Annotated in this window: 21 protein-coding genes; 8 read left to right on the top strand and 13 right to left on the bottom strand. The window is 72.3% G+C overall.

What is annotated here, in order from left to right:
- Positions 1–31: 31 nt before the first annotated feature.
- Entirely contained in the window at positions 32–643 is a 612-nt protein-coding gene (locus CRV15_RS17025) for a hypothetical protein (RefSeq protein ID WP_003953790.1), read from the top strand.
- 380 nt (positions 644–1023) lie between these two features.
- Here CRV15_RS17025 and CRV15_RS17020 read toward each other — a convergent pair whose 3' ends face one another.
- Entirely contained in the window at positions 1024–1344 is a 321-nt protein-coding gene (locus CRV15_RS17020; RefSeq protein ID WP_003953792.1) for a hypothetical protein, read from the bottom strand.
- A 124-nt stretch (positions 1345–1468) separates the two neighbouring features.
- On the opposite strand from CRV15_RS17020, the gene CRV15_RS17015 reads away from it, so the two are divergent.
- From CRV15_RS17015 to CRV15_RS17005, 3 genes are read left to right on the top strand one after another with little or no spacing between them, the layout of a single operon-like run.
- The gene (locus CRV15_RS17015; RefSeq protein WP_003953793.1) at positions 1469–2311 is read left to right on the top strand and encodes a helix-turn-helix domain-containing protein; all 843 of its coding nucleotides are present in this window, start codon (positions 1469–1471) and stop codon (positions 2309–2311) included.
- A complete protein-coding gene (locus CRV15_RS17010; RefSeq protein ID WP_003953794.1) occupies positions 2290–2487 on the top strand; it encodes a DUF397 domain-containing protein in 198 nt (65 codons plus the stop codon). Before CRV15_RS17015 ends, CRV15_RS17010 begins: the two co-directional genes overlap by 22 nt.
- Before the next feature lie 32 nt (positions 2488–2519).
- Positions 2520–2717, top strand: a complete 198-nt coding sequence (locus CRV15_RS17005; protein WP_003953795.1) for a DUF397 domain-containing protein — start codon at positions 2520–2522, stop codon at positions 2715–2717.
- Between the two features lie 61 nt (positions 2718–2778).
- On the opposite strand, the gene CRV15_RS17000 is transcribed toward CRV15_RS17005, so the two are convergent.
- The 6 genes from CRV15_RS17000 to CRV15_RS16975 form a co-directional block, all read right to left on the bottom strand.
- On the bottom strand, positions 2779–4392 hold the full coding sequence (locus CRV15_RS17000; protein ID WP_003960771.1) for an alpha/beta hydrolase: 1614 nt from the start codon (positions 4390–4392) through the stop codon (positions 2779–2781).
- Positions 4393–4676: 284 nt separating this feature from the next.
- Complete coding sequence (locus CRV15_RS16995; RefSeq protein WP_003953797.1) at positions 4677–5468, bottom strand: SDR family NAD(P)-dependent oxidoreductase; 792 nt, start codon at positions 5466–5468, stop codon at positions 4677–4679.
- Positions 5465–6622: a serine hydrolase domain-containing protein gene (locus tag CRV15_RS16990; RefSeq protein WP_009996446.1), complete on the bottom strand. Its 1158-nt coding sequence runs from the start codon at positions 6620–6622 to the stop codon at positions 5465–5467. Before CRV15_RS16990 ends, CRV15_RS16995 begins: the two co-directional genes overlap by 4 nt.
- Before the next feature lie 74 nt (positions 6623–6696).
- Positions 6697–7464 (bottom strand): energy-coupling factor ABC transporter ATP-binding protein, encoded by a 768-nt coding sequence (locus tag CRV15_RS16985; RefSeq protein ID WP_003953799.1) that lies wholly within the window; start codon positions 7462–7464, stop codon positions 6697–6699.
- A gap of 198 nt (positions 7465–7662) precedes the next feature.
- Entirely contained in the window at positions 7663–8433 is a 771-nt protein-coding gene (gene cbiQ / locus CRV15_RS16980; RefSeq protein ID WP_003953800.1) for a cobalt ECF transporter T component CbiQ, read from the bottom strand.
- A 1-nt stretch (position 8434) separates the two neighbouring features.
- The gene (locus tag CRV15_RS16975) at positions 8435–9877 is read right to left on the bottom strand and encodes an energy-coupling factor ABC transporter permease (protein ID WP_003960773.1); all 1443 of its coding nucleotides are present in this window, start codon (positions 9875–9877) and stop codon (positions 8435–8437) included.
- A 353-nt stretch (positions 9878–10230) separates the two neighbouring features.
- Here CRV15_RS16975 and CRV15_RS16970 point away from each other — a divergent pair, with 353 nt between their 5' ends.
- Positions 10231–10602 (top strand): SsgA family sporulation/cell division regulator, encoded by a 372-nt coding sequence (locus CRV15_RS16970; RefSeq protein WP_003953803.1) that lies wholly within the window; start codon positions 10231–10233, stop codon positions 10600–10602.
- Positions 10603–10702: 100 nt separating this feature from the next.
- Here the strand turns inward: CRV15_RS16970 and CRV15_RS16965 are convergent, their stop codons facing one another.
- Positions 10703–12940, bottom strand: a complete 2238-nt coding sequence (locus tag CRV15_RS16965; protein ID WP_003953804.1) for an MMPL family transporter — start codon at positions 12938–12940, stop codon at positions 10703–10705.
- Between the two features lie 274 nt (positions 12941–13214).
- Entirely contained in the window at positions 13215–13793 is a 579-nt protein-coding gene (locus tag CRV15_RS16960) for a TetR/AcrR family transcriptional regulator (protein WP_003953805.1), read from the bottom strand.
- 259 nt (positions 13794–14052) lie between these two features.
- On the opposite strand from CRV15_RS16960, the gene CRV15_RS16955 reads away from it, so the two are divergent.
- The gene (locus CRV15_RS16955; protein ID WP_003953806.1) at positions 14053–17499 is read left to right on the top strand and encodes a S41 family peptidase; all 3447 of its coding nucleotides are present in this window, start codon (positions 14053–14055) and stop codon (positions 17497–17499) included.
- Between the two features lie 663 nt (positions 17500–18162).
- Here CRV15_RS16955 and CRV15_RS16950 read toward each other — a convergent pair.
- The 3 genes from CRV15_RS16950 to CRV15_RS16940 form a co-directional block, all read right to left on the bottom strand.
- Positions 18163–19053, bottom strand: a complete 891-nt coding sequence (locus tag CRV15_RS16950) for an SDR family oxidoreductase (RefSeq protein ID WP_003953807.1) — start codon at positions 19051–19053, stop codon at positions 18163–18165.
- On the bottom strand, positions 19050–20117 hold the full coding sequence (locus tag CRV15_RS16945; RefSeq protein WP_003953808.1) for an alpha/beta fold hydrolase: 1068 nt from the start codon (positions 20115–20117) through the stop codon (positions 19050–19052). The genes CRV15_RS16950 and CRV15_RS16945 overlap by 4 nt, the downstream gene beginning before the upstream one ends.
- 95 nt (positions 20118–20212) lie before the next feature.
- Entirely contained in the window at positions 20213–21811 is a 1599-nt protein-coding gene (locus CRV15_RS16940) for a flavin-containing monooxygenase (protein ID WP_003953809.1), read from the bottom strand.
- A gap of 211 nt (positions 21812–22022) precedes the next feature.
- Between CRV15_RS16940 and CRV15_RS16935 the strand changes: the two genes are divergently transcribed.
- Positions 22023–22763 carry a MerR family transcriptional regulator gene (locus tag CRV15_RS16935; protein WP_003953810.1) on the top strand — a complete coding sequence of 247 codons (741 nt, stop codon included), beginning with the start codon at positions 22023–22025 and terminating at the stop codon, positions 22761–22763.
- Between the two features lie 54 nt (positions 22764–22817).
- On the opposite strand, the gene CRV15_RS16930 is transcribed toward CRV15_RS16935, so the two are convergent.
- Positions 22818–23669: an exodeoxyribonuclease III gene (locus CRV15_RS16930; protein ID WP_003953811.1), complete on the bottom strand. Its 852-nt coding sequence runs from the start codon at positions 23667–23669 to the stop codon at positions 22818–22820.
- A gap of 76 nt (positions 23670–23745) precedes the next feature.
- On the opposite strand from CRV15_RS16930, the gene CRV15_RS16925 reads away from it, so the two are divergent.
- Positions 23746–24243, top strand: coding sequence for a GNAT family N-acetyltransferase (locus tag CRV15_RS16925; RefSeq protein ID WP_003960776.1), 498 nt, complete (start codon positions 23746–23748; stop codon positions 24241–24243).
- Positions 24244–24291: the final 48 nt, after the last annotated feature.

The raw sequence follows: 24291 nt of genomic DNA, 5'->3' as shown, positions 1-24291 counted from the left end.
CTCCGCTGGCGGCTCGTCGCAAGGAGGAGCATTGGGAGCGCAAGGAGATCGCATCTTCGAGATCACCGCCGAACGTGGCTTCCCCGACCCCTGGTTGAGCTTCGGGGATTCACTCTGCGACGAAGCCGCCCTGAGCACGGAGCTGACCCGCGCCATCACCAAGGCGCGCAAGAATCCGTCCAGCCGGACACGCACCGAGGTCGACCGGGTCTTCGCCTCCAAGGAGGCGAACATCCGGCGGTGCGGAGGCATCCTCGACCAGGTACTGGACGACTACGACCGCTCAGGCATGTGGAGCGCCCTGGACGAGAAGGCCGAGCGGCTCAACATCGCGGACGTCCTGGAGACCTGGGGCCGCACCCAGGCTCTCCATCCGTTCCCTGTCGTCCTCAGGAGCCTGGAGTTCAACTGGGGCTACATGAAGCAGCACGGCGTACGGGCCTTCTACGCCATGACACGCGGCTACATCGAACGCCTCCAGGAGAACACCGCGCGCTGGCACATCGCATGGGACGCCGAGGTCGCGACCGGCGCGGTGGACCGCATCACCTCCATCGAGTGCGACCTCGCGAGCATCGAGGCGCCAATGCACTGCGACGTGTGCAAGAAGACGATCACGGCACTGCTCTATCTGGACGAGTGAACGACCGGCCTCTGGAAACGGAGACACCCGTGTTACTCATCTCCACGTCCCCCGGGGGCCGTTGGGACACCTGTACGAGGCCCAGGGCCCCCGGGGGTGCCGCTCCGGGCGGCGACCGATTCCGCAGCGGAGCGACAGGGGTGCCCCGACCGGCGGGGCGTGGTGGCCGGCCGGGGCGGGCCCGGGCCCGGGGGCCTGTCCCTTGCGGAGAGGACGGCCTACCGGCGGGACCGGGGGCTTTTTTAAACGGCGTTAAACGAGGTAGGGGACGGAGCCGTAGATGCTCGGGCGCAGGACGCCCGTGAGCAGTAAGGCGACCGAGCCCAGATAAACCACCGCGTAGAGCAGGACTATGCAGCGGCGGCGACGGCGGGAACGGATCACTCGTCCGGACCGTCGCCCGGCACCGCCTGGTTGCGGCGGAACTCGCGCGGCCTGCGGCGGCTCTCGTTCGCCGCGCGCAGGACCTCGATCAACTCCGAGGCCAGCGACTCCGCCTCGTGGGTCGCGAGATACAGGCCGGTGGGGCGACCCATACTGCCGTCCGACACCGTGAGCGGCAGATAGACCTGCGGGGCGTCGTCGGGGAAGTTCACCAGCTCGACGCGGCTGCCCAGCGTGCGGTTCACGGCCCAAGCGGCCAGGGCCTCGTGCCGGGTCGGCAGGGAAAAGATCTCGCGAGGGTTGTCCGTGGGGAGCACGAGATCCTCACCTCCTTCGGGGGGTGTTGTTGCGGAATGTGCCTACAGAGTGACGCTCGGCAGCTAGCCTCCGGAAGGGAAACGGGGTCATCAACCGACCTGACGTGAGAGGTACCCACAAACCATGGAAAATGAGGACAACCCGTACACGGGGAAAACAAGGGACTTCATGGGGGAAGAGCTACGGCGCCGCCGCAAGGCGCACGGGCTCTCCCAGCGGGAGTTGGGCGACCGGATGTTCCTCTCCGGTGGCTACGTCGGACAGATCGAGGTGGGCAAGCGGCGGATGACGGAGGACATCGCCGGTCGCCTGGACGTCGAGCTGAACACCGACGGCTTCTTCGGACGGCTGGTGAACGCCCTGGAGAACAGCCACCACGAGGACTACTTCGCCGATGCTGCTGAGTTGCAGACGCTGGCCAAGGCGATCTGCGAGTACTCCTGCACGTTCATTCCTGGGCTGTTCCAGACCGAGGACTACGCCCGGGTGGTCATTCGGTCCGGCCACCCGACCGCGCCGCAGGAGAAGATCGACGAGATCGTCAAGTGGCGATTGGAGCGACAGCAGCTCCTCAAGGGCCCCGAGCGGCCCGATACGTGGATCATCCTGCATGAGACCGCTCTCCGTATGGTCGTCGGGGGTCCAGCGGTGATAGGGGCACAGTTGCGGAAGATTGCGGAGATCATTCGCGCACACCACGCCGTGGTCCAGGTCGTTCCGTTCTCCGCCGGGCCGCATGGATGTGCCGGTGGCATGCTCACCCTCATGTCCTTCGTGGACGCCCCCGATGTCGCGTATGCCGAGAGCGCTCACTCGGGCCAACTGCTCGATAATCCAGCCCTGGTTGCCCGGCATCGAAGGGCCTACGATCACGCCAGGGCCGTCGCGCTCTCGCCGAAGGCGTCCCTGGAACTGATCGAGTCGGTGGCGGAGGAATTCGAACGATGCGCACAGAAACAGACCTGAACGGCGCCGTCTGGCGTAAGTCCAGCTACAGCAACTCCGAGAGCGCGAACTGCGTCGAAGTCGCCGACGGCTACCCCGGCCTCACCCCCGTACGAGACAGCAAAGTCCCCCACGGACCCGCCCTCCTCATCGGCACCGAAGCCTGGACCACCTTCGTCCACGGCCTCAGCACGTGACCCCGCGGACGACCTCCTGACAGGAGTGCAACGTGATCACTGCACGGGACCTGAACGGCGCCGTCTGGCGTAAGTCCAGCTACAGCAACTCCGAAAGCGCAAGCTGCGTCGAAGTCGCCGACGGCTACCCCGGCCTCACCCCCGTACGAGACAGCAAAGTCCCCCACGGACCCGCCCTCCTCATCGGCACCGAAGCCTGGACCACCTTCGTGCACCACCTCAGCACGTGATCTGTTGTGACCGGCCCCCGGCGAGCCTTCCGCTCCCCGGGGGCCGACTCGCGTCCGGCGCCTAACCCCCGATCGGCGAGCCCGGTATCGGTATCCGTCCCTTGCCGCCCGCGTCCGCCGCGCAGGTCACATCGGCCGACGGGTAACGCCCCTCCGCCAGATACGCGGTTGCCAGCTCATCCGCGCAGCGGTTGCGGCCCAGGGCGTAGATGCCATGGCCCTCGCCCCCTGCCACGACGGCCAGCCGGGAGTTCCTCAGGGCCGCGCGCAGCTCATGCGCGCCCGGGAGCGGGGTCGCGTGGTCCCACTCGTTCTGGAGGATCAGCGCCCGGGTGTCGTTCCGCACCTGCGTCGGCGGTTCGACCGGGGGCTTCCAGAAGGCGCAGGGCGTGATGTTGGAGGCGTAGTCGCCGAAGAACGGGTAGCGCTTCTTGTCCCGGGCGGCGTCCCTCGCGTACACCGACGGGTCCCGGGGCCAGGCGCTGTCATTGCAGTTGATCGTCCAGAACTTGGTCTGCTCGCCGTCCTCCCACGCCGCGTCGAAGCCCGGGAGGTCCCCGGACGGCTTGCCCTCCGCGCCCTTCTTCATCAGGACGACCGCCTCGGCCAGGCCCTGCGCCGAGTAGGTGTTCATCCGTGCCATCAGCCGGAGCTGATCGGCGTCGTACGTCCGGGAGCCGATCCGGATCGGCTCCCGCTCGGCCTGTTCGACGATCTTCCAGAAGGTCCGGGAGACCTCGGCGGGGGTGTCGCCCAGCCCGTAATCCGCCGAGCGCTCGGCCGTCCACCGCGCCCAGTGCGCCAGCGTCTTCTCGCCCTCCGGGCCGTAGCGGCGGATGTCCTCCCGCCAGACCCGGTTGGCGTCGACGGCGCTGTCCAGGACGAAGCGGTCGGCGCGCTGGGGGAACATCTGGGTGTAGACGGCGCCCAGATAGGTCCCGTACGAGAAGCCCAGGTAGCTGATCTTCCGCTCGCCGAGGGCGGAGCGGATCAGATCCATGTCCCGGGCGGTGTTGCGGGTGGTGAACTGCGCGATCGCGTCGCCGTACTTGGCCCGGCACTTCTCGGCGAAGCTGCGCGTCGCGGCCACGTCCGCCGCGAATCTCCCGGGCCGGTAGGGGCGCTCGGGCTCCAGCTCCGCGCCGGTCAGGCCACAGGCAAGGGAGTTGCTGCGGCCCATCCCCCGGGGGTCGAAGCCGATGACGTCGTACCGGGAGGTCACCGAGTCCGGGAGCTTCAGCCCGGGGTCGAACGGCATCTCCAGGCCGGGCCCGCCGGGGCCGCCCGGGTTGAGCAGCAGGACGCCCCGGCGGCGGTCGGGGTCGGTCGCCTGGCGGCGGGAGATCTCCACCTCGATGGTCCGGCCGCCGGGATCGCGGTAGTCCAACGGCACGGTGAGCGTGGCGCACCGGGCGGAGGCAGGCACACCAGGGATCTCGCACGGCTTCCACTCCGGCGTCTGGCGGGCGAGGGCCTGCGGCAGAGCACCGCCCGCCGCGCCTGACCCGTCTGACGCGGCTGTGGGGGCGGCGGACGCCGCAGCGGGGCCGACCGCCGGGGCGAGCGCCGCCAGCGCGCTCACGGCGAGCGCGGGGGCCAGCACCCGGCGGGTCCGGCGGGTCCGGCGGGCCCTGGGCGTGGGTGTGGGCGCCCCGCCGACTCCTCGTTGCTCCATGGGGCCGATCTCCTTGCCTTCGGTGGATCAGGACACCTACGACCTTGTCCTGTCCCACCGGCCCGGCGAATCAGCCCCCGGATGTCTCTTCCGTACCACCTTGGAGGTATGACGTGGTTCCGGCTACTACCGCCCGAGTCTGATCGACTTCCAGCCACCGGCCGCGTGCACCGCGTACACACTCACCGGCCCCACCAGCTCTGTTTCCCGGGCCCCAGCAAACGATCTGATGCGAGTGCCCCCGGAACGGAACGCCGCCGACTCCCCCGGGAACACCCCCTGGTTCACGCCTTCTTCGCCGCCTCCAGGATCGGCTGGAAGGACTGGTTCACGGCGAGAATCCCGCCGTCCACCCGCAGCGTCGTCCCCGTGATCCACGCCGCGTCCGACGAGGCCAGGAACGCCACCGCCGCCGCGATGTCCTCCGGCTCCCCGACCCGGCCCAAGGGGTAGAGGCGGCGGCCCAGTTCCGCGAGGCCCTCGTCCTCGCCCTCCCAGGCGCGGGTGCGGATCGTGCCCGGGTTGATCTGGTTGACGCGGACGCCGCGCGGGCCCGCGTCCCCCGCGAGCGTGCGGGTGAAGGACGCCAGGCCCGCCTTCGCGGCGCTGTAGGCGTGGCCGCCGAAGTCGACTTCCGCGTTCACGGAGCCGATGTTGACGATCGCGCCCCTGCCGGACGCCTCCAGGTGCGGCAGGGCCGCGCGGGCGCAGCGGAAGGCGCCGGTGAGGCAGATGTCGAGGACATGGGTCCAGGAGCCGTCCGGCTGGTCCTCCAGCCGCTCGGCGTCCTCGGTGTTGGCGAAGGCGTTGTTGACGAGGACGTCGAGGCGGCCGAAGCGTTCCACCGCGTACGCGACCGCCGCATCCACCCGTTCCGGGTCGGAGACATCGCACAGGACGAAGTCCGCGCCGGGGATCGTGGCGGCGGTCCGCTCCGCCGTCTCCGTGTCGATGTCGGCGATCAGCACGCGGGCGCCCTCGGACGCGAGCCGCCGCGCGGTGGCCTCGCCAACTCCCCTGGCACCGCCGGTGATCAGCGCCGCGTGTCCGTCAAATCGTTTCAGCGACTCACTCATAGGGCCGAACGTACAGCGCGGATCATGGCCTGACCACGGATATCCGCGGTGACTCCGCCGCGCAGACCGTTGGTGACATACCCGAAGGAGACACCGGACTCCGGGTCCGCGAAGCCGAGGGAGCCGCCGCGCCCGGGGTAGCCGAAGGAGCCGGGGCCGAGCAGCGGACAGGCCGCGCCGTGCAGCATGAAACCGAGGCTGAAACGCGTCGGCACCATCAGGACGCGGTCGGGGCCCGCCGACTCCTCCGTACGGGCCAGGGTGAGCGTCGCCGGGGCGAAGAGGCGGGGGCCGCCGTCGACGGGGCCGATGAGGGACGCGTAGAAGCGGGCGACGGCGCGCGCGGTGGAGATGCCGTTCGACGCGGGGAGTTCGGCGGCGCGGTAGGCGGAGCCGTTCTCGTCGGGCAGCGGGTCGATGACACCGAAGGCGCGGCGGGTGAGCGAGCCGGGGTCGCGGTACGCGTCGGCGACGGAGCGCTTGGGGCGCAGGGTGACACCGGGGTGGCCCTGGAGTTCGGGGAGTTTGCCGATACGGCCGACGCGGTGGGCCTCCTCGGGCGGCAGGCCGATCCAGAAGTCCAGGCCGAGCGGGCGGGCGATCTCCTCGGCGACCCAGCGGCCGATGGTGCGGCCGGTGACCCGGCGGACGAGTTCGGCGATGAGCCAACTGAAGCTCTGCGGGTGGTAGCCGTGGTCGGTGCCCGGCGCCCAGGCGGGCGCCTGCGCCGCCATCGCGGCGGGGCCGCTGACCCCGTCGAGCGCACGCTCCGGGGTGAGCGGGTGATCGAGCACGGGCAGCCCGCCCCGGTGGGAGAGCAGATGGCGCACCAGGACCCGGTCCTTGCCCGCCGCCTTGAACTCCGGCCAGTACGTGCCGACGGGCGCGTCCAGGTCGATCTGTCCGCGCTGGTGGAGCAGGAGGACGACGGCGGAGGCGACGCCCTTGGTGACGGAGCGGACGATCTGCGCGGTGTCCACGGCCCAGGGCTCGTGGCCGTCGACGTCCCGCGTCCCCGCCCACAGGTCGACGACCTTGTGCCCGTGGCGGTGGACGGCGACGGCGGCGCCGCGCTCGCCGCGTTCCCGGAAGTTGCGTACGAACGCGTCACGTACGGGCTCGAAGCCCTCCGCCACCGTGCCCTGGACGTCCACTGGGTGCCTCTCCCGCCGCTGTCGACCTGCCCCGCCGTTTCCCCCATGGTGCAACGGACGACAGGAGTCCTGGTTCAGCGGGGGCGGACGGTCCGCACGGCGGCGGCCGGATCGAAGCCGTACGGCAGCTCCAGCCGGTGCCGGTGCAGCAGCTCCGCGTCCGTCAGCAGCTCACGGGTGGGGCCGTCGGCGACGATCACCCCGCCGCTGAGGATCACGGAACGCGGGCACAGCTCCATCGCGTACGGCAGGTCGTGGGTCACCATCAGCACGGTGACCGGCAGGGACCTGAGGATGTCGGCCAGTTCGCGGCGCGCGGCCGGGTCGAGGTTGGAGGAGGGCTCGTCGAGCACCAGGATCTCCGGCTCCATGACGAGCACCGTGGCGAGCGCGACCCGGCGGCGCTGCCCGAAGGAGAGGTGGTGCGGCGGGCGGTCGGCGTATCCGGCCATCCCGACCCGGTCGAGCGCCGCCGTCACCCGGGCGTCGAGCGCGTCGCCCCGCAGCCCCGCGCCCGCCGGGCCGAAGGCCACGTCGTCGCGGACGGTCGGCATGAAGAGCTGGTCGTCGGGGTCCTGGAAGACGATGCCGACCCTGCGGCGGATCTCGGCGAGATGGGGGCGTCCGACGGGGAGACCGGCGATGTGGACCTCGCCCGCCCCGCCGCCCAGGATGCCGTTCAGATGGAGGACGAGGGTCGTCTTCCCGGCGCCGTTGGGGCCGAGGAGGGCGACGCGCTCACCGCGCGCGACGGTGAGGTCCACGCCGAAGAGCGCCTGATGCCCGTCGGGGTAGGCGAAGGCGAGCCGGCTGATGTGGAGTGATGCGGTGGCGGGGGTCATGCCGGCCCTTTCGGTCGTACGGTTGATCGCTGCGCGGGGCGGGTGCCCAAGGCGGGCGCGGGGCGGGTGCCCGGGGACGCGGGACGGGCACGGGTGCCCGGCCGGTCGCGCGGCCCGGTCCTTGCGTACGGCGTACTACGGTCCTTCCCTACGTCGTACGCCGTCTGTACGGCTGCCGCCGGGGCCTCGTTCACGGGATCACCGGGTCGTCCAGCCCATGAGACAGACGGCGAGGGCGGTCGCCGGGAGCGCCAGCGCGGACGACCACTGGGCCCGGGTCGCGGTGGTGTCGGCGAGCTGCGGCAGCGCCCCCGTACCGCCCCGGCTGATCATCGCGAAGTGGACGCGTTCCCCCCGTTCGTACGCCCGGACGAAGAGCGCGCCCGCCGACGCCGCGAGCACCCGCCAGTGCCGGGGGCCGCGCGCCGTGAAGCCCCGGGAGCGGCGGGCGACGGACATCCGTCGCATCTCCTCCGTGATGACGTCCGCGTACCGGATCATGAACGCGGTGATCTGCACCAGCGCCGGGGGCAGCCGCAGCCGCTGAAGGCCGAGGAGGAGCGCGGTCAGTTCGGTGGTGGCGGCGAGGATCACGGAGGCGGCGACGCCCAGCGTGCCCTTGGCGAGGATGTTCCAGGCACCCCACAGGCCGGGGACGCTCAGCTCCACCGCCCCCACCGGTGCGACCGTCTCGCCGGGCACCGTCAACGGCAGCAGCAGCGCGAACACCACGAACGGGGTTTCGATCAGCAGCCGCCGCAGGACGAGCCCGAACGGCAGCCGTGCCACCGCCACGACGGCGGCCAGCAGCAGCGCGTAGAGGCCGAAGGCCCACACCGCCTCGCGCGGGGTGCTGACGACGGCGAGGACGAAGCAGAGGACGGCGAGGAGTTTGCAGTGGGCGGGGAGGGTGTGGACGGGGGAGTCACCGGGGCGGTGGAGCCGGTGGGCGGCGTGGCCCGCGCCCATCTCAGGCGCCCTGTTCCGGGAGCCGGGTGCGGCGGGCCGCCCTGCGGCTGCGGACGCGGCTGCCGCTGCCTCTGTTGTTGCCCCTGTCTCGGTCGCTGCGGACGCGTTCCCGGCTGCGGACGCGGGTGCGGACGGGCCCGGGGCGGTGACGGCGTCTGCGGACGACCGGGTAGAGCACGGCGGCTCCGACGGCGGCGGTCGCGCCGACGCCGATGACGCCCGCGAGCCCGCCGGAGAGCCGGGCGTTCGCGATGGCGCCGATGCCGTAGTCGGCGAGCGGGGAGCCGTCGGCGGCGTGCTCCTTCGCCCGGGTGTCCATGCCGTGGTCGGCGGCGACCTTCTCCAGCCCGTCGGGGCTGGCCGACGCGTAGTACGAGACCCCTCCGGCGAGGACGAGCGCGACGGCGAGCCCGCCGAGGAGGACACGGCGCGAGGAAGGGGCCGTCCGGGAGCGCCCCGTCACCGGCACCGGCACCGGGGCGGGGGCGGAGGCGGGGCCACCGCCGCCATGCCCGGTCTCGTCACCGGTCCCGTCACCGGTCTCGCCCCGGGTCTTGCCCCGGGCCCTGTCACCGGCCCTGTGGCCGCCGCCGTCCCCGGTGCTGTGCCCGGTCTCGTCCCCGGCCCCGTCCGCGCCGCCGTGCCCGTTGCCGTGCCCGCCGCCGTTTCCGTGCCCGCCGTGCCCGTTGCCGTTCCCGTTCCCGCCGTCCTCGGTCTCGGCCCTGGTCTCGTCCCCGCTGTCGCCACGGAGCGTGAGCGGGCCGCGCAGCCCGCGCGCGCCATGGACGAGATCCGGCCGTACCGCGAGCACCGCCCCGACCGTGAGCATCGTGATCAGGGCTTCCCCGGTCCCGATGAGGACATGGACCCCGACCATCGCGCCGAGGACCGTCCCCACGGGTATGTCCGTCGTCCCGCCGACCGCGTAGAGGAGGGTGAACGCGGCGGCCGCCGCCGGTACGGAGACCAGCGCGGCGACGAACGTGGCGACGGAGACCGCGCGCCGCCCACGGGGCAGGACGGCGAGCAGGGCACGGAAGACCCCGTAGCCGACCAGGACCGTGATCACGCCCATGATCAGCACGTTCACCCCGAGCGCCGTCAGGCCGCCGTCCGCGAAGAGCAGGGACTGGACGAGCAGGACGACGGCCAGGCACAGAACGGCCGTGCACGGGCCGACGAGGATCGCGGCGAGCGTGCCACCGAGGAGATGTCCGCTGGTGCCGCCCGCGACGGGGAAGTTGAGCATCTGGGCGGCGAAGACGAAGGCGGCGACGAGCCCCGCGAGCGGGGCCAGCCGCTCGTTCCCCCCGGGGCCCGTGGGGGGAGAGGCGGCGGAGAGTTCCTGTCGGGCCCCCCGCAGGCAGACGCCGACGGCTGCCGCCGCCACGACGCCCGCCGCCAGGGACACGGGTGCGTTGATGAATCCGTCGGGTACATGCATGACCGGCTCCGCAGCGGAAAGACGCCTACAGGCGCAAGGGCGTACCTACAGAGGCAGGAGTGAGCAGCAGACAGGCACAGCAGACAGACAGGTACAGCGGACAGACAGCGGGCAGACAACGGCACAGCAGCAGACAGCCACCGAAAACGACAGAGCAGTATCGGACGACTACGGGGCGGTGACCCCTGGTCGCCCTCGATAGTGGGCCTGCTGCACAGCCCCCGCAAGAGCGCGCCGGTCGTAAAAACAGACCAATCGCGGTCCGCTCGCACGCATGACCGGGCAGGACTCGTCCCCGTTAGGCAAAATATGGGACATTAGAGGGCAAATAAGACGAGTGTGAGGAGCGTCCGATGTCCGCCACCGCCACCGTCGAAGAGCACGCCTGGGGCCGGATCGTCACGGACGCTCCGCAGTACCGGCCCGTGCGCGTGGCCCTCCGCTACGCGCCGTCCGAGGACCCCCGGGCGGTCCATCTCACCTTCCCCACCGGGACCGACTTCCCCAGCGGAACGGACTGGTCCCTGCCGCTCGACGTGCTGGAGAACGGGCTGCGCGCCCCCGCCCGCAGCGGCAATGTGGAGGTCTGGCCCTGCGGCCGGGTGCAGGCCGTGGTGGAGCACCACACGGCGGACGGCGTGGACGTCGTCCAGTTCGACAGCAGCGCCCTGAGCCGCTTCATCCGCCACACCTACGCGGCGGCGGCCGGAGCCACCCTGGAGTAGCCGCCCGCGCATGCGCGTGGCCGCGCCCGCCGCCCCCTTCGGGGCAGTGGACGCGGCCACGGTGTATCCTCCGGGACGCCCCGAGGGGGGCGCTTCGGGATCAGACGCCGACCAGGCGGCGCTCCCCGTCCGGGTCCTCCGGGGCGTCGGCGAGCTGCTTCGACAGCTTCTCGCCCTCGACGTCCACGTTGGGCAGGACACGGTCCAGCCAGGACGGCAGCCACCACGCCTTCTCGCCGAGCAGCGCCAGCACCGCCGGGACGATCGCCATCCGGACCACGAACGCGTCGAAGAGGACCGCGATCGCGAGGCCGAAGCCCATCATCGTGACCATCTGGTCGCCGGAGAAGATGAAGCCGGAGAAGACACCGATCATGATGACGGCGGCGGCGGTGACCACACGGGCACCGTGGTTGAAGCCGGTGACGACCGCGTCGCCCGGGCGCTCGCCGTGGACGAACGCCTCGCGCATCCGCGTCACGAGGAACACCTCGTAGTCCATGGCCAGACCGAAGACGACACCCACCATGAAGATCGGCATCATCGACATGATCGGGCCGGGCTGCTCCACGCTGAACAGGTCGGCCAGCCAGCCCCACTGGTAGACCGCGACGACCGCGCCCAGCGCCGCGAGGACGGAGAGCAGGAAGCCCAGCGCCGCCTTCAGCGGGACGAGGATGGAGCGGAAGACCAGCACCAGCAGGAGGAAGGCGAGGCCGACGACGAGGGCCAGATACGGCACCAGCGCGTCGTTCATCTTCTGCGAGAAGTCGATGTTCAGCGCGGGGGTGCCGGTGACCAGGATCGAGGCCCCGGTGTCCGCCTTGATCGAGGAGCCCGCGGCACGGATGTCGTGGACGAGGTCCTCGGTCGCCGGGGCTGCCGGGCGGTCCTTCGGGATCACGGTGATGATGCTCGCGTCGCCCGCCTTGTTCAACGGACCGGGGGCCACGAAGGCGACGTTGTCCAGCTTGCCCAGGCGCTCGGCGATCTCATCGGCGGCGGCCTTGGGGTCCTCGCTCCCCTTGAGGTCGGTGACGGTCATCAGCGGACCGTTGAAGCCCGGGCCGAAGCCCTCGGACAGCAGGTCGTACGCCTTGCGCGGGCTGGAGGACGGCGCGGAGGCGCCCTCGTCCGGCAGACCGAGCTGGAGCGAGGAGACCGGCAGCGCGACCACACCGAGGCCGACGACGGCGGCGACCAGGACGGCGACCGGGCGGCGCAGCACGAAGCGGGCCCAGCGGGTGCCGCCGTTGGGCTTGCCGTTCGCGGCCTGCGCGGCAGCGGCGGCGGGCTCGATGCCGGCCTTCATCGCCTTGCGGGTCTTGCGGCTGAACGCCATCTTCCCCGCGAAGCCGAGCAGCGCCGGGATCAGGGTCAGCGCGATGACCACCGCGATGACGACGGTCGCGGCGGCGGCGAAGCCCATCTTGGTGAGGATCGGGATATTGACGACGGCGAGGCCGCACAGGGCGATGACGACGGTCAGACCGGCGAAGACCACGGCGGAGCCCGCCGTACCGGTGGCGCGGCCGATCGCTTCCTCACGGCTGTAGCCCTCGGCCACCTCGGCGCGGTAGCGGGAGACGATGAAGAGCGCGTAGTCGATGCCGACCGCGAGACCGATCATCGTCGCCAGGGTGCCGGTGGTGGTGCCCAGGTCGAGGACGTTCGCGAGCGCGGTGATCGAGGAGATGCCGATACCGACACCGATGATCGCGGTGAGCAGCGGCAGACCGGCGGCGACCATCGAACCGAAGGTGATGACCAGGACGACGGCCGCGATACCGATACCGATCATCTCGGCGGACGAGGGGTCCATCTCGGCCATGGCGGCGTCGCCGCCGATCTCGACCTGCATCCCGGAGGCACGGGCCTTCTCGCCCGCCTCCTTCAGCGCCTCACGGCTGTCGTCGGTCAGCTCCATGGCGTTGGCCTTGTAGCTGACGGTGACATAGGCGGTGGAGCCGTCCTTGGAGACGGCACCGGTGGTGAACGGGTCGGCGGCGTCGGCGACCTGCTTCGAGCCGGACTTCAGCTCTTCGACGGTCTTGGTGATCTGCGCCTTGTTGTCGGCGGCGGTCACCTTCTGGCCGTCCGGTGCCTTGAAGACCATACGGCCGACCGCACCGTCGGCCTGGGCACCGGGGAAGCGCTCTTCCATCAGGTCGAACGCTTGCTGGGACTCGGTTCCGGGCAGGGCGAATCCGGGGTCCTTGGCCTTGGCGGCGGTGGAGGCGCCCACACCGGCGAGCAGCAGGAGCGCCACCCATGTCAGGAGGACGAGCCAGCGGCGGCGGAAGGATATCCGGCCGAGCTTGTAGAGGAACGTGGCCACGAGGGCTTTCTCCCGTTGAGTGAGACGTAACAGGGCATGGGGAGTCGGCCCGACGGACGAGAGCGGCGCGCGTCAGGTGCGGTACTGCGGATACTGCGCGGTTACTGCTGAGCGGGTCTCCCGGTGGGGACCGGGCGCTCCCGGCGGGGTGCCGGGCTGTCCGGCGGATGCCGGGGGTTCTTCCCGGTGGGGACCGGGAGGGGGAGTTCGAAGGGGAGCCGGTGGGGACGGCTCCGGAAGGCCGGGGCGGGCGTCAGCCGCTACACATAGGGCATCACGCCTCCAGCGCCGGCAGGACGACGGAGTCGATGTACCGGGTCAGGAACTCCCGGTCCGGGAACTGGTCATCGATGATCTCCCGGGTGAAGAACGCGCCGAGCAGCATGTGCGCGGCCAGCTCCCGGGCGGGGTTGTCGGAACGGACCTCGCCCCGGGCGACCGCCCGGTCGACGACCTCCGTCAGCCTGCTGATCTCCGGGCCGATGAACCTCTCCTGGAGGGCCTCGTAGAGATCGCGGTCCTCGTGGACGGCCTGGAACAGGCCACGGATCAACTCGGAGTCCTGCTTCATCTGAGCGTCGTCCGAGTGCGAGAGCAGCGCGTGGAAGTCGCCCCGGAGGCTTCCGGTGTCGATGTCGATGTCACCGTGCGGCGGACAGCGCTGGAGCGCGGTGGCGACCAACTGGGGCTTGCTGCCCCACTGGCGGTAGAGGGTCGCCTTGCTGGAACGGGTACGGGCGGCGACGGCGTCCATGGTCAGCGCGCTGTAGCCGACCTCGCGCAGCAGCGCGAGCACGGCGTCGAACAGCTCCACCTCGCGTTCGGGTGTCAGCCTGCTGCGTGCGGTCGTCATGGACGGTCCTCCCCCCGTGTTCCGTGCTCCGGTACCGCGTTCCGTCCACTGCCACTTGCCGAACGAAACGGTTTCGTACACCTAGACGCCAACGGTAACCGAGACGGTTGAGCGAAACTAAATCGTTTCGCTGTGGTGTCGGTCACTCGGGGCAAAAGGGGCGCTCCGCTCCGGTACGGCGCCTCCCGTGCGGCTCCGGCGGGGCTCACGCGGGGCTCCAGAAGTTGCCGGGGCCCCGGGGCCCGGAAAGCATTGAGGGGTGAGCGACAGCGACGACGACCCGGCGTATCTCCGCTTCCCTCATCTCCACGAGGATCTGCTGTGCTTCGCCGCCGAGGACGACCTCTGGGTCGCTCCGCTGGTCCCGGCGGGCCACCGCCCCGGGCGCGCCTGGCGGCTCACCGTGGACCGGACCCGGCTCGGCCACCCCCGCTTCTCCCCCGACGGCCGCCGGATCGCGTACACGAACTGGCGCAGCCTGGACCCCGAGATCCATCTGGTGCCGGTGGCGGGCGGACCGGCCCGGCGGCTCACCCACTGGGGCTCCGCCGACACCCGGGTCTGCGGCTGGGCCCCCGACGGGCACGTCCTCGCCGTCTCCTCGCGCGGACAGCCGTTCTCGTACTTCTCCTGGGCCTACAGCGTGCCCACGGACGGCGGCCCCGGCGGACGGCTGCCGTGGGGACCGGTCTCGGACATCGCCGTCGCCGACGTCGAGGGGGAGCACCGCACCCTGCTGCTGACGGGACGGCCGCCGCACGAGCCCGCCTCCTGGAAGCGGTACCGGGGCGGCGCGACGGGTCGGCTCTGGCTGCACGGGCGGCGGCTGCTCGCCGGTCTCGGCGGACAGCTCGACTGTCCGATGTTCGTCGCGGGCCGGATCGCGTTCCTCTCCGATCACGAGGGGATCGGCAATCTCTACTCCTGCCGGCCCGACGGCGGCGATCTGCGGCGCCACACCGACCACGACGCGTTCTACGCCCGCCATGCGTCGAGCGACGGGCGGCGGGTGGTGTACCAGTGCGCGGGCGAGCTGTGGATCGCCGAGGATCTGGCGTCGCCGGACGCGGTGCCGCGCCGTCTGGAGGTCCGGCTCGGCGGCCCGCGCACGGGGCGGCGCCCGTACCAGGTCCCGGCGGCCAGCCATGTCGACGCCGTCTCCGTGGACACGACGGGACGGGCCTGCGCCGTGTCCGTGCGCGGCAGTCTGTACTGGCTCACGCACCGCGACGGGCCCGCGCGGACGATCGCGGACACCCCGGGGGTACGGGTGCGGCTGCCGGTGATGCTGGGCGGCGGCGGCCGGGTGGCCTATGTGACGGACGCCGGGGGCGAGGACGCGGTGGAGATCGCGTATCTGCCCCGGGCGAGCGGGGAACGGGAGCCGAGGCGGCTGGCCCGGGGGCTGCTGGGGCACGTGCACGAGCTGGTGTCGGACCCGGCGGGCGAGCGGCTGGCAGTGGCCTCGCACGACGGGCGGCTGCTGCTGCTCGACACCGAGGAAGCAGAGGAAGCAGAGGAAGCAGAGGAAGGGGCGGAAGGGGAGGAAGGGGCAGGGGAAGGGGGTGTGAGCGGGACCGGGACCGGTGCGGCGGGTGGGGGCGCGGCGGCCCCGTCGACCACCTGGGCCACAACGGCCACGGCGGCCACGGCGGTCGACGCGGACATCGTCGCCGACGGTGTCGTCGAGCTGATCCGTTCCGTCAACGGCCCCGTGCGCGACCTCGCCTTCTCCCCCGACGGCTCCTGGCTCACCTGGTCGCACCCCGGTGTGGGCCGCTCCCTGCGCCGCGTCAAACTCGCCCGCATCCAGGACCGGACGATCGTCGACGTCACCGACGGCCGTTTCGAGGACGAGAACCCCGTCTTCACCGGCGACGGCCGCTACCTGGCCTTTCTCTCCTGGCGCGGCTTCGACCCGGTGTACGACGTCCACACCGGCGACCTCTCGTTCCCGCTGGGCTGCCGCCCCTATCTCGTCCCCCTGTCGTCCGCGACCCCCTCCCCCTTCGCGCTCTCGCCGGACGGACGGCCCGCCGCGGGGGGTCTCGATCCGCTGGAGGAGCCCGTTCCGGCCGATGAGGCCGAAACGGATACGGGGCCGCGGCCGACGCCGGTCATGGTGGAGGTGGCGGGGCTGGCGAGCCGGGTGACGCCGTTCCCCGTCGCGGCGTCGAAGTACTCCTCGCTGGAGCCGGTGAGCGGCGGCGGTCTGGTCTGGCTGCGCTGGCCGATCTCGGGGGCGCTCGGCGAGACCTTCGTCAACCCCGCGGACACCTCCGGCCGCCCCACCCTGGAGCACTTCGACATCTCCCGGGCCAGCCGCACGGAACTCATGTCGCACATCGACTGGTTCGACGTGAGCGGGGACGGCACCCGGCTGGTGGTCATGGACGAGGACGAGCTGAGCGCCGTGCCCGCGACCGAGCCCGGGGACGCGGAGTCGACCGTTCTCATCGATCTGCGGCGGATTCTGCACGAGGTCGACCCGCCGTCCGAGTGGCGGCAGTCCTTCGCGGAGGCGGGCCGGGCGGTGCGGGCGTACTTCTGGGACCCGGGTCTGAGCGGGGTCGACTGGGACGGGGTGCTCGCCCAGTACCGGCCGCTGGTGGAACGGGTCGCGGCGCCGGACGAGTTCGCGGATCTGCTCCGGGAGGTGCTGGGCGAGCTGGGCACCTCGCACGCCTATGTCGCCGCCGCCCGGCGGAACGAGGGCCCGCCGCACTATCAGCGGCCGATGGGGATGCTGGGTGCCGATCTGGTCCGCCGGGACGGCCGGTGGGTGGTCCGGCGCATCCTGCCGGGCGAGTCGTCCGACTCCAAGGCGCGGTCCCCGCTGGCCGGGACGGGCATCCCGGAGGGCGCGGTCATCACCCATGTCGACGGACGGCCGGTGGACCCGGTCGCCGGTCCCTTCCCCATGCTCGCGGGGGCCGGGGGCACCACCGTCGAGCTGACCTTCCGCACCGACGACGGGGGTGCCCGGCGGGTGGCGGTGATCCCGCTGGTGGACGAGCGGCCCCTGCGCTACCAGCACTGGGTGGCCAAGCGGCGGGCGGTGGTACGGGAGTTGAGCGGGGGCCGCTGCGGCTATCTCCACATCCCGGACCTGGGCGGCTCCGGCTGGGCGCAGTTCAACCGGGATCTGCGGCTCGAAGTCTCCCGCCCGGCGCTGATCGTCGACGTCCGGGGGAACGCGGGCGGCCACATCAGCGAGCTGGTGGTGGAGAAGCTGACCCGGCGCATCCTCGGCTGGGACCTGACCCGGGACGCCCAGCCGGTGTCGTACGCGTCGAACGCGCCGCGCGGCCCGGTGGTGGCGCTCGCGGACGAGGCGACCTCGTCCGACGGGGACATGATCACCGCCGCGTTCAAGCTGCTGGGGCTGGGGCCCGTGGTGGGGACGCGGACCTGGGGCGGGGTGGTCGGGATGACCGGGCGGCACCGGCTGGGGGACGGCACGGTGATCACGGTGCCGATGAACGCGGCCTGGTTCGACGCGTACGGCTGGTCCGTGGAGAACCACGGCGTCGAACCGGACGTGGAGGCCCTGCGGACCCCGCTCGACTGGGCCGAGGGCCGCCACGCCGGACTCGACGAGGCGGTGGCCCTGGCCCTCGCGGCCCTGGCCGACCACCCGCCCGCCCGCCCCCCGGGCTACGAACAGGTCCCGGACCGCGGCCGACCGCGGCTGCCACCGCGCTGAACGGGGCGGGGCGCCCGGGGCCGGGGGGCCTGGAGTCCTCGGGTCCGTCGGGCCCGAGGACCGGGTGCCCGGGGCGTCCCGTACCCGACATGCTCCGGGCACGGACGCCTGAGCGCCGGGGGCCGTACCCGGAACCGCTCAGGGCCCGGGCCCGGCACAGGACGGTGACCAGTAGCCCGGCACCCGGGGCGCCGGACGCCCGGGGCTACAGGCCGGAGCCGGGTACCGGACCTCTCGGACCGGGTACCGGAACGCACGGCCCCCTCGGTCCAGGGCCGGTGGCCCGGGCTCCGGAGCCGGAGACAGCCCGGCCGACGCCCGCCACCCAGGACCCCGGACCCGGCGGCGGGAGTCGGACACCCCGATCGCGGACCGACACCGGGCACCGCACGGAAGCGGGCGGGCGCCGGGTACCGAGGCAGTGGCCCGATGCCGGACCCCTCAGGCCGAGTACCGGAACCGGGCCGCAGCCGGATGCCAGGGCCCCGGGCCGGAGGCAGCCCACCCGAGGGGCGACCGGGCGCCGGACCCGGAACCACTCAGGGCCCGGGCCCGGCACAGAACGGTGACCAGTAGCCCGGCACCCGGATACCGGGCCGCAGACCGACACCGGGCACCACACGGAAACAGGCGGGCGCCGAGTACCGAGGGTGCCCGGTGGGGTCAGGCCGTGGTGCCCCGCGCCGCCTCGTCCGCCTCGCCGCCCGCGCCGACGAGGCGGCCCGGGTCAGGGCCCAGCTCCGCCAGCTTCGGGGCGAAGGACCGCATCTCCCGCCGTGAGGCACGGGCGACCAGTCCCGGCACCGCGCCCCGCAGCGGCTGCATCGCCCGCACCCACGGCTGCCCGTAGACATGCGCGGCACGCCGCTCTATCCCCGCGACCAGCCGGTCCGTGGTCGGCCCGATGGGATAGGTCCGGCCGATGGGCCAGGGCAGCCGCCGCCGCAGCTCGGCCAGGACCGCGTGCTGGTCGACTCCGCGCACCATGTCCGTGTCGGTCCAGGACAGATACGCCACACCGACCCGCACCCCTTGGTGGCCGACCTCCGCGCGCAGCCCGTGGGCGAACGCCTCGACACCCGACTTGGAGGCGCAGTAGGCCGTCATCAGCGGCATCGAGGAGATCGCGGCGAGCGAGGCGATCTGGAGCAGATAGCCCCGGCTCGCCGTGAGCGCCGGGAGGAAGGCGCGGGCCGTGACCGCGCTGCCGATGAGGTTGACCTCGATCACCCGCCGCCAGGCGACCGGGTCGGACCCGGCGAAGGCCCCGCCGGTCGCGACACCCGCGTTGGCGACGACGGTGTCGACCTTGCCGAACCGCTCCTTGACCTCCGCCGCGACCCGGGTCATCACCTCGTGATCGGTGACGTCGGCATGCCACCACTCGGCGTCGCCGTGCAGCCGGGCGGCGACCCGCTTCAGCTCGTCGGCCTCCAGCCCCACCAGCGCCAGCCGCGCGCCGCGCGCGGAGAGCTTGCGGGCCATCAGCTCCCCGAGGCCCCGCGCCGCGCCGGTGACCACGACGACCTGCCCGTCCAGACCCACCCTGCTCATACGGCCCTCTCCCGTTCGCCCGTGTCCGTGCCCATCCCGGTACCGATCTCCGCGCCGATCTCCGTGCCCGTGCCCAGGTCCGTACCGGTGTCCGCGGGCGCGCCCGTACCCGTGTCCCGGGGAACGGGAAGGTGGTCGCGGACGAGCCCCCGGACGAGGGAGCTGACGGTCAACGGTGTCTCCACCGGGGTCATATGGCCCGCCCCGGAGATCTCCACCAGCTCCACGCATTCGGGCAGCGTCGCGGCGAGCCGCCGGGCGTGCACCATCGGGGTGAGCCGGTCCTCCGTGCCCACCGCCACGACGGTGGGCACGTGCAGCGCGCGGACCTCCATGTCGAGGTCCAGCTCCGCCAGCACCCGGGCCCAGGCGGCCCGCACCCGGGGCGGGCACGCCCGCACGATCCGGGCGCACGCGGCGACCTGCTCCGGGGCCGAGGTCCGGGCCATCGTGGCGTAGCGGAGCAGCCGCCGGGAGACCGGGTTGACCGGCCCCATCGGGACCGTGGAGCCGAGGAGCGCGAGGGTGAGGCGCTCCCGCAGCGGTGTGCGCCGCCCCGGGAACACCAGGGCCTCCTCGACCAGACGGGAGCTGCCGGTGCTGAGCAGCAGCACGGCGGCGGCGTGGCCGTTGAACGCGGCCCGGCGGGAGGAGGCCATCACGGTCATCCCGCCCATGGAGTGCCCGGCGATCACGGCGGGTTCGCCGGGTTCGAGCACGGCGGTGAGCACGGCCTCCAGATCGTCGGCGAGGATGCCGGGCCCGGTGGGTCCGGCGGGGCTGCGGCCGTGACCGCGCTGGTCGTAGACGACGACCCGGCAGTCCGCCGACAGCTCCCGTATCTGCTCGCGCCAGAACTCCGTCGAGCAGGTCCAGCCATGGACCAGGACGACCGCGGGCGCGCCGTCGGGGCCGTAGACCTGCGTGTGTATCCGGGAGCCGTCGGCGGAGACGGCGTAGAGGGTGCGGTGGTCGAGCCCGCCCGCCGGGGACAGATCGTCCCGCCACTCCCGTCCCGCACGCCCTGCCTGCCCCATGAGCCCTGCCCGTTCCCGCTGTTCCATCTGCTCTGTCCGCTCTGTTCGCTCTGTCCGTCCCACCGGCCCGGCGCCCGTCCGGGCGCCCGTCCGAGGGCCCGGCCGGGGGCCTGTTTGGGCGCTCATCGCGCGGCCTCCACGGCCGGAACGGAGGCGTCCGCCCGGACGCGGGCGCGGAGGATGTCGTACTCGGCCAGATCGACCTCGCGGGTCAGCCTGCGGAACTCGCCGGTGCTGCCCGGCCAGATGGTGGTGTTGCGGCCCTGTGCGTCGAGGTACCAGCTCGTGCAGCCACCGCTGTTCCACACGGTGCGCTCCATCCTCGCCTGCACCTTCCGGTTCCAGGCGGCCTGGGCCGCCGGGCGCACGGCGAGCGCGGTGCCGCGGCCGAGCACGGTCAACTGCCGCAGATAGTCGGCCATGTAGTTCAGATGGGACTCGATCATGAGGATCATCGAGGAGTTCCCCAGGCCGGTGTTGGGGCCGATGACCGTCATCCAGTTGGGGAACCCGGCGGTGGTCGCCCCGCGCAGGGACTGCATCCCGTCCTTCTCCCAGGCTTCGGCGAGCGTGCGCCCGTCCCCGTCGACGACCCGTTCCGCGATGGGCACGTCGGTGACGCGGAAGCCCGTGCCGAAGACGAGCACGTCGGCCTCGCTCTGCGTGCCGTCCGCCGCGATCAGCGTCGAGCCCCTGACCTCGCTCAGGGCCGAGGACACCACGGTGACATTGGGCCGGGTGAGCGTGGGGTAGTAGTCGCTGGACAGCAGGATGCGCTTGCAGCCGATGCGGTACGAGGGGGTCAGCCTGGCGCGCAGCCCGGGGTCCTTGATGGACCTGGCCAGATGGAGACGGGCCAGCGCCTCGACCGGCACGAGCCGGGCGGGCTGCCTGGTGAAGGCGGAGACCTGGATTTCGCGCACGCCCCAGAGCAGACCGCGGCGCAGCGTCCCGGTGGCGGGGAACTGCCGGTGGAGCCAGCGCTCGGCGTCGCTGATCCGCCGGTCCATCCGGGGCATCACCCATGGCGGGGTCCGCTGGAAGAGGGTCAGCCGCTCGGCCCGCGGCTGGATCGCGGGGACGATCTGGATCGCGGAGGCGCCCGTGCCGACCACGGCGACCCGCTTGCCGCGCAGATCGAGGCCGTGGTTCCAACGGGAGGTGTGGAAGACCTCGCCCGGGAAGCCGTCGATACCGGGGATGTCGGGGACCTTGGGGTCGGAGAGCGGACCGGCCGCGGAGACGACCACGTCCGCCGTGAACACGCCCCCGCTGGTCTCGACGGTCCAGTGGAGCGCGTCGGGGTCCCAGGCCATCCGGCGCACCTCATGGCCCAGCCGCAGATGGGGGCGGACGCGGAAGACGTCCGTCACATGCTCCAGATAGGCGCGGATGTGCTCCTGGCCGGAGAAGGTGCGCGGCCAGTCGGGGTTGGGGGCGAAGGAGAAGGAGTAGAGGTGGGACGGCACATCGCAGGCGCAGCCGGGGTAGGTGTTGTCGCGCCAGGTGCCGCCCACGGAGTCGGCGCGCTCCAGGACGACGAAGTCGGTGATGCCCTCGCGGCGCAGCCGTACCGCCGCGCCGATGCCGCCGAAGCCGGCGCCGATGACGGCGACGCGGACATGGGTCCGTTGTGCGGACTCCCGTTCGTCCTCGTACTGCCGTTCCTGCTTCCGCTGGTGTTTCTGTCCGTGCTGTTGCTCATGTCGTTGCCGGCTCATGCCGCCTCCACCGAACGCCACCACTGAACGTCACAAACGGGACGTTCCCACGGAACGTCACAACCGGGTCCAGAACGCTGGACCATGCCAGCAATCACTGGCGCAATGGGAGGGTAGAGCAGCGGAGATACCCAGCGGTAGAGGGAGGACCCGCCAAGTTACCCACCCGACAACATAGGCTTTACCCGTGGCAGAAGGACGCGAATACCGCATGGAGGAGCTGGCCGACCGGGCCGGCGTCACGGTGCGCACCGTGCGCTTCTACCGCGAGCGCGGACTGCTGGCCCCGCCCCGCCGACAGGGCCGGATCGCCTGGTACGGCGACCACCATCTGGCCCGGCTGCGGACGATCTCCGCGCTGCTCGAACGGGGCCACACCCTGAACGGAATCGCCGATCTCGCCAAGGCGTTCGAGAGCGGGCGGGACGTGGGCGAGGTGCTGGGCCTGGGCGAGCCGAGCGAGGAGACCCCGGTCCGGCTCACCCCCGAGGACCTGGCCGACCACTTCGCGGGCGAGGTCACCCCGGAGAATCTGGCGACCGCGCTCGACCTCGGCTATCTGGCCACCGACGGCGGCGAGATCGTGCACATCAGCCGACGGCTGCTCGATGTGTCGGCGGCGCTGGTACGGGAAGGGGTGCCGCTGGCGACGGTGCTGGACGCCGGACGGCGGGTGCGGACGCACGCGGACGCGCTGGCGGAGCTGTTCGTCGGCGTGCTGCGGACCCATGTCCCGGACGGGGACGCGGACCGGCTGCGGCCCCTCGCGAGGAGCGTCGTCGAGGCGGAGCTGTCGATGGCGCTGGACCGGCGGCTGCGGCAGCCCCATGAACCGGCGGCGGAGTGCCGGGACGCCCGGGGGCGCCACGAGATGCCACGGGCCCGGGAGGTGTCGCGGCGACGGGACGTGCCGGGGCCGCGCGAGGTCCAGGACCACCGGCGCACCCCCTGAGCCGCGCGCCGCGCCACGGGGCGCGCACGCCGCATGCCGTGTGCCGCGACCGGGCTACAGCTCGTAGACGACGGTCACGGGCGCGTGGTCGCTCCAGCGCTCCTCATGGGTGGCCGCGCGCTCCACGTACCCCTTGACCGCGCGGGCCGCGAGGGACGGCGTCGCCGCCTGGAGGTCGATGCGCCAGCCGCTGTCGTTGTCGAAGGCGCGGCCCCGGTAGGACCACCAGGTGTAGGGGCCCTCCTGATCGGGGTGGAGCGCGCGCACGACATCCACATATCCGGCATATCCGGCACTGTCGCCGCCCTCGCCGCCCTGGTCGCCCTCGCCTCCGTCGCCGCCGTCGAGGACCCGGGAGAGCCAGGCGCGCTCCTCCGGCAGGAATCCGGCGTTCTTCTTGTTGCCGCGCCAGTTCTTGAGGTCGGCCTCGTGATGGGCGATGTTCCAGTCGCCGCAGACGACGACCTCCCGCCCGGCCGCCGCCGAGCGGGCCCGCAGCTCGCTCAGATACGGCAGAAAAGCGTCCATGAAGCGGTACTTCTCGTCCTGGCGCTCCGTCCCCACCTCACCGGAGGGAAGGTAGAGGCTGGCCACGGTCACCCCGGGCAGATCGGCCTCGATGTACCGGCCGCTGTGCGCGAACTCGGGGACGCCGAATCCGACGCGCACCTCGTCCGGCTCCCGGCGGGTGTAGAGGGAGACGCCCGCGCGGCCCTTGGCCCCGGCCGGGGCGTGCGCCGTGAACCACCCCTCGGGCCGCCGCACCCCCTCCGGAAGCTGCTCCGGCTCCGCCCGGACCTCCTGGAGGCAGATCACATCGGCGGCGGCGCCCGCGAGCCACTCCACGAAGCCCTTCTTCGCGGCGGCACGGAGCCCATTGACATTCACGGAGGTCACGGTGAGCATCCAGGCACTTTACCCGGGACGGCCCGCCCGGCCCTATTCCGTACCACCACATTTCGTGCACCCGTACCCTCTGACCATGGACACCCGTTCCCTGGACATACGCCCCACCTCCTTCGACCATCCGGACGCCGTCCTGCTCAACGAGCGGGTGCAGCGCGAGTACGACGAGCGGTACGAGGACGGCGGCGACGCGACCGTGATCCACCCCGCGCATTTCGCCCCGCCGACCGGGCTCTTCCTGCTGGTGTACGACGTGGAGGGCAGGCCCGTGGCCAGCGGCGGCTGGCGGACCCAGCGCGCGGGCGAGGAGGGGTACGCGGACGGCGACGCCGAGCTGAAGCGGATGTATGTGGTCCCCGAGGCCCGGGGGCGGGGGTACGCGCGGAAGCTGCTCACCCTGCTGGAGGAGGACGCCCGCGCGGCGGGCCGGGCCCGGATGGTCCTGGAGACCGGGGACCGGCAGCCCGAGGCGATCGCCCTGTACGCCTCCAGCGGCTACGCACCGGCGCTGCGGAAGTTCGGCCACTACCGGCACTACGACGCGAGCCGCTGCTATGTGAAACCGCTCACCTGATCGCCGCGGGCCAGCTCCCCCGCGCACGGCGGCACGGCCCAGGCGCAG

The organism is Streptomyces clavuligerus (assembly GCF_005519465.1).
In the GTDB taxonomy this organism is placed as follows: Bacteria; Actinomycetota; Actinomycetes; order Streptomycetales; family Streptomycetaceae; genus Streptomyces; species Streptomyces clavuligerus.
Note: the sequence above shows the minus strand (reverse complement) of the source record. Positions and strands in the feature narration are given on the sequence as shown.

Excerpts from the sequence above, each read along its gene's own strand:
- CRV15_RS17015 (WP_003953793.1), top strand. The coding sequence starts at position 1,469 with ATGGAAAATGAGGACAACCCGTACACGGGGAAAACAAGGGACTTCATG.
- CRV15_RS17010 (WP_003953794.1), top strand. The coding sequence starts at position 2,290 with ATGCGCACAGAAACAGACCTGAACGGCGCCGTCTGGCGTAAGTCCAGC.
- CRV15_RS17000 (WP_003960771.1), bottom strand. The coding sequence starts at position 4,392 with ATGGAGCAACGAGGAGTCGGCGGGGCGCCCACACCCACGCCCAGGGCC.
- CRV15_RS16995 (WP_003953797.1), bottom strand. The coding sequence starts at position 5,468 with ATGAGTGAGTCGCTGAAACGATTTGACGGACACGCGGCGCTGATCACC.
- CRV15_RS16985 (WP_003953799.1), bottom strand. The coding sequence starts at position 7,464 with ATGACCCCCGCCACCGCATCACTCCACATCAGCCGGCTCGCCTTCGCC.
- cbiQ (WP_003953800.1), bottom strand. The coding sequence starts at position 8,433 with ATGGGCGCGGGCCACGCCGCCCACCGGCTCCACCGCCCCGGTGACTCC.
- CRV15_RS16975 (WP_003960773.1), bottom strand. The coding sequence starts at position 9,877 with ATGCATGTACCCGACGGATTCATCAACGCACCCGTGTCCCTGGCGGCG.
- CRV15_RS16970 (WP_003953803.1), top strand. The coding sequence starts at position 10,231 with ATGTCCGCCACCGCCACCGTCGAAGAGCACGCCTGGGGCCGGATCGTC.
- CRV15_RS16960 (WP_003953805.1), bottom strand. The coding sequence starts at position 13,793 with ATGACGACCGCACGCAGCAGGCTGACACCCGAACGCGAGGTGGAGCTG.
- CRV15_RS16950 (WP_003953807.1), bottom strand. The coding sequence starts at position 19,053 with ATGAGCAGGGTGGGTCTGGACGGGCAGGTCGTCGTGGTCACCGGCGCG.
- CRV15_RS16945 (WP_003953808.1), bottom strand. The coding sequence starts at position 20,117 with ATGGAACAGCGGGAACGGGCAGGGCTCATGGGGCAGGCAGGGCGTGCG.
- CRV15_RS16940 (WP_003953809.1), bottom strand. The coding sequence starts at position 21,811 with ATGAGCCGGCAACGACATGAGCAACAGCACGGACAGAAACACCAGCGG.
- CRV15_RS16935 (WP_003953810.1), top strand. The coding sequence starts at position 22,023 with ATGGAGGAGCTGGCCGACCGGGCCGGCGTCACGGTGCGCACCGTGCGC.
- CRV15_RS16930 (WP_003953811.1), bottom strand. The coding sequence starts at position 23,669 with ATGCTCACCGTGACCTCCGTGAATGTCAATGGGCTCCGTGCCGCCGCG.
- CRV15_RS16925 (WP_003960776.1), top strand. The coding sequence starts at position 23,746 with ATGGACACCCGTTCCCTGGACATACGCCCCACCTCCTTCGACCATCCG.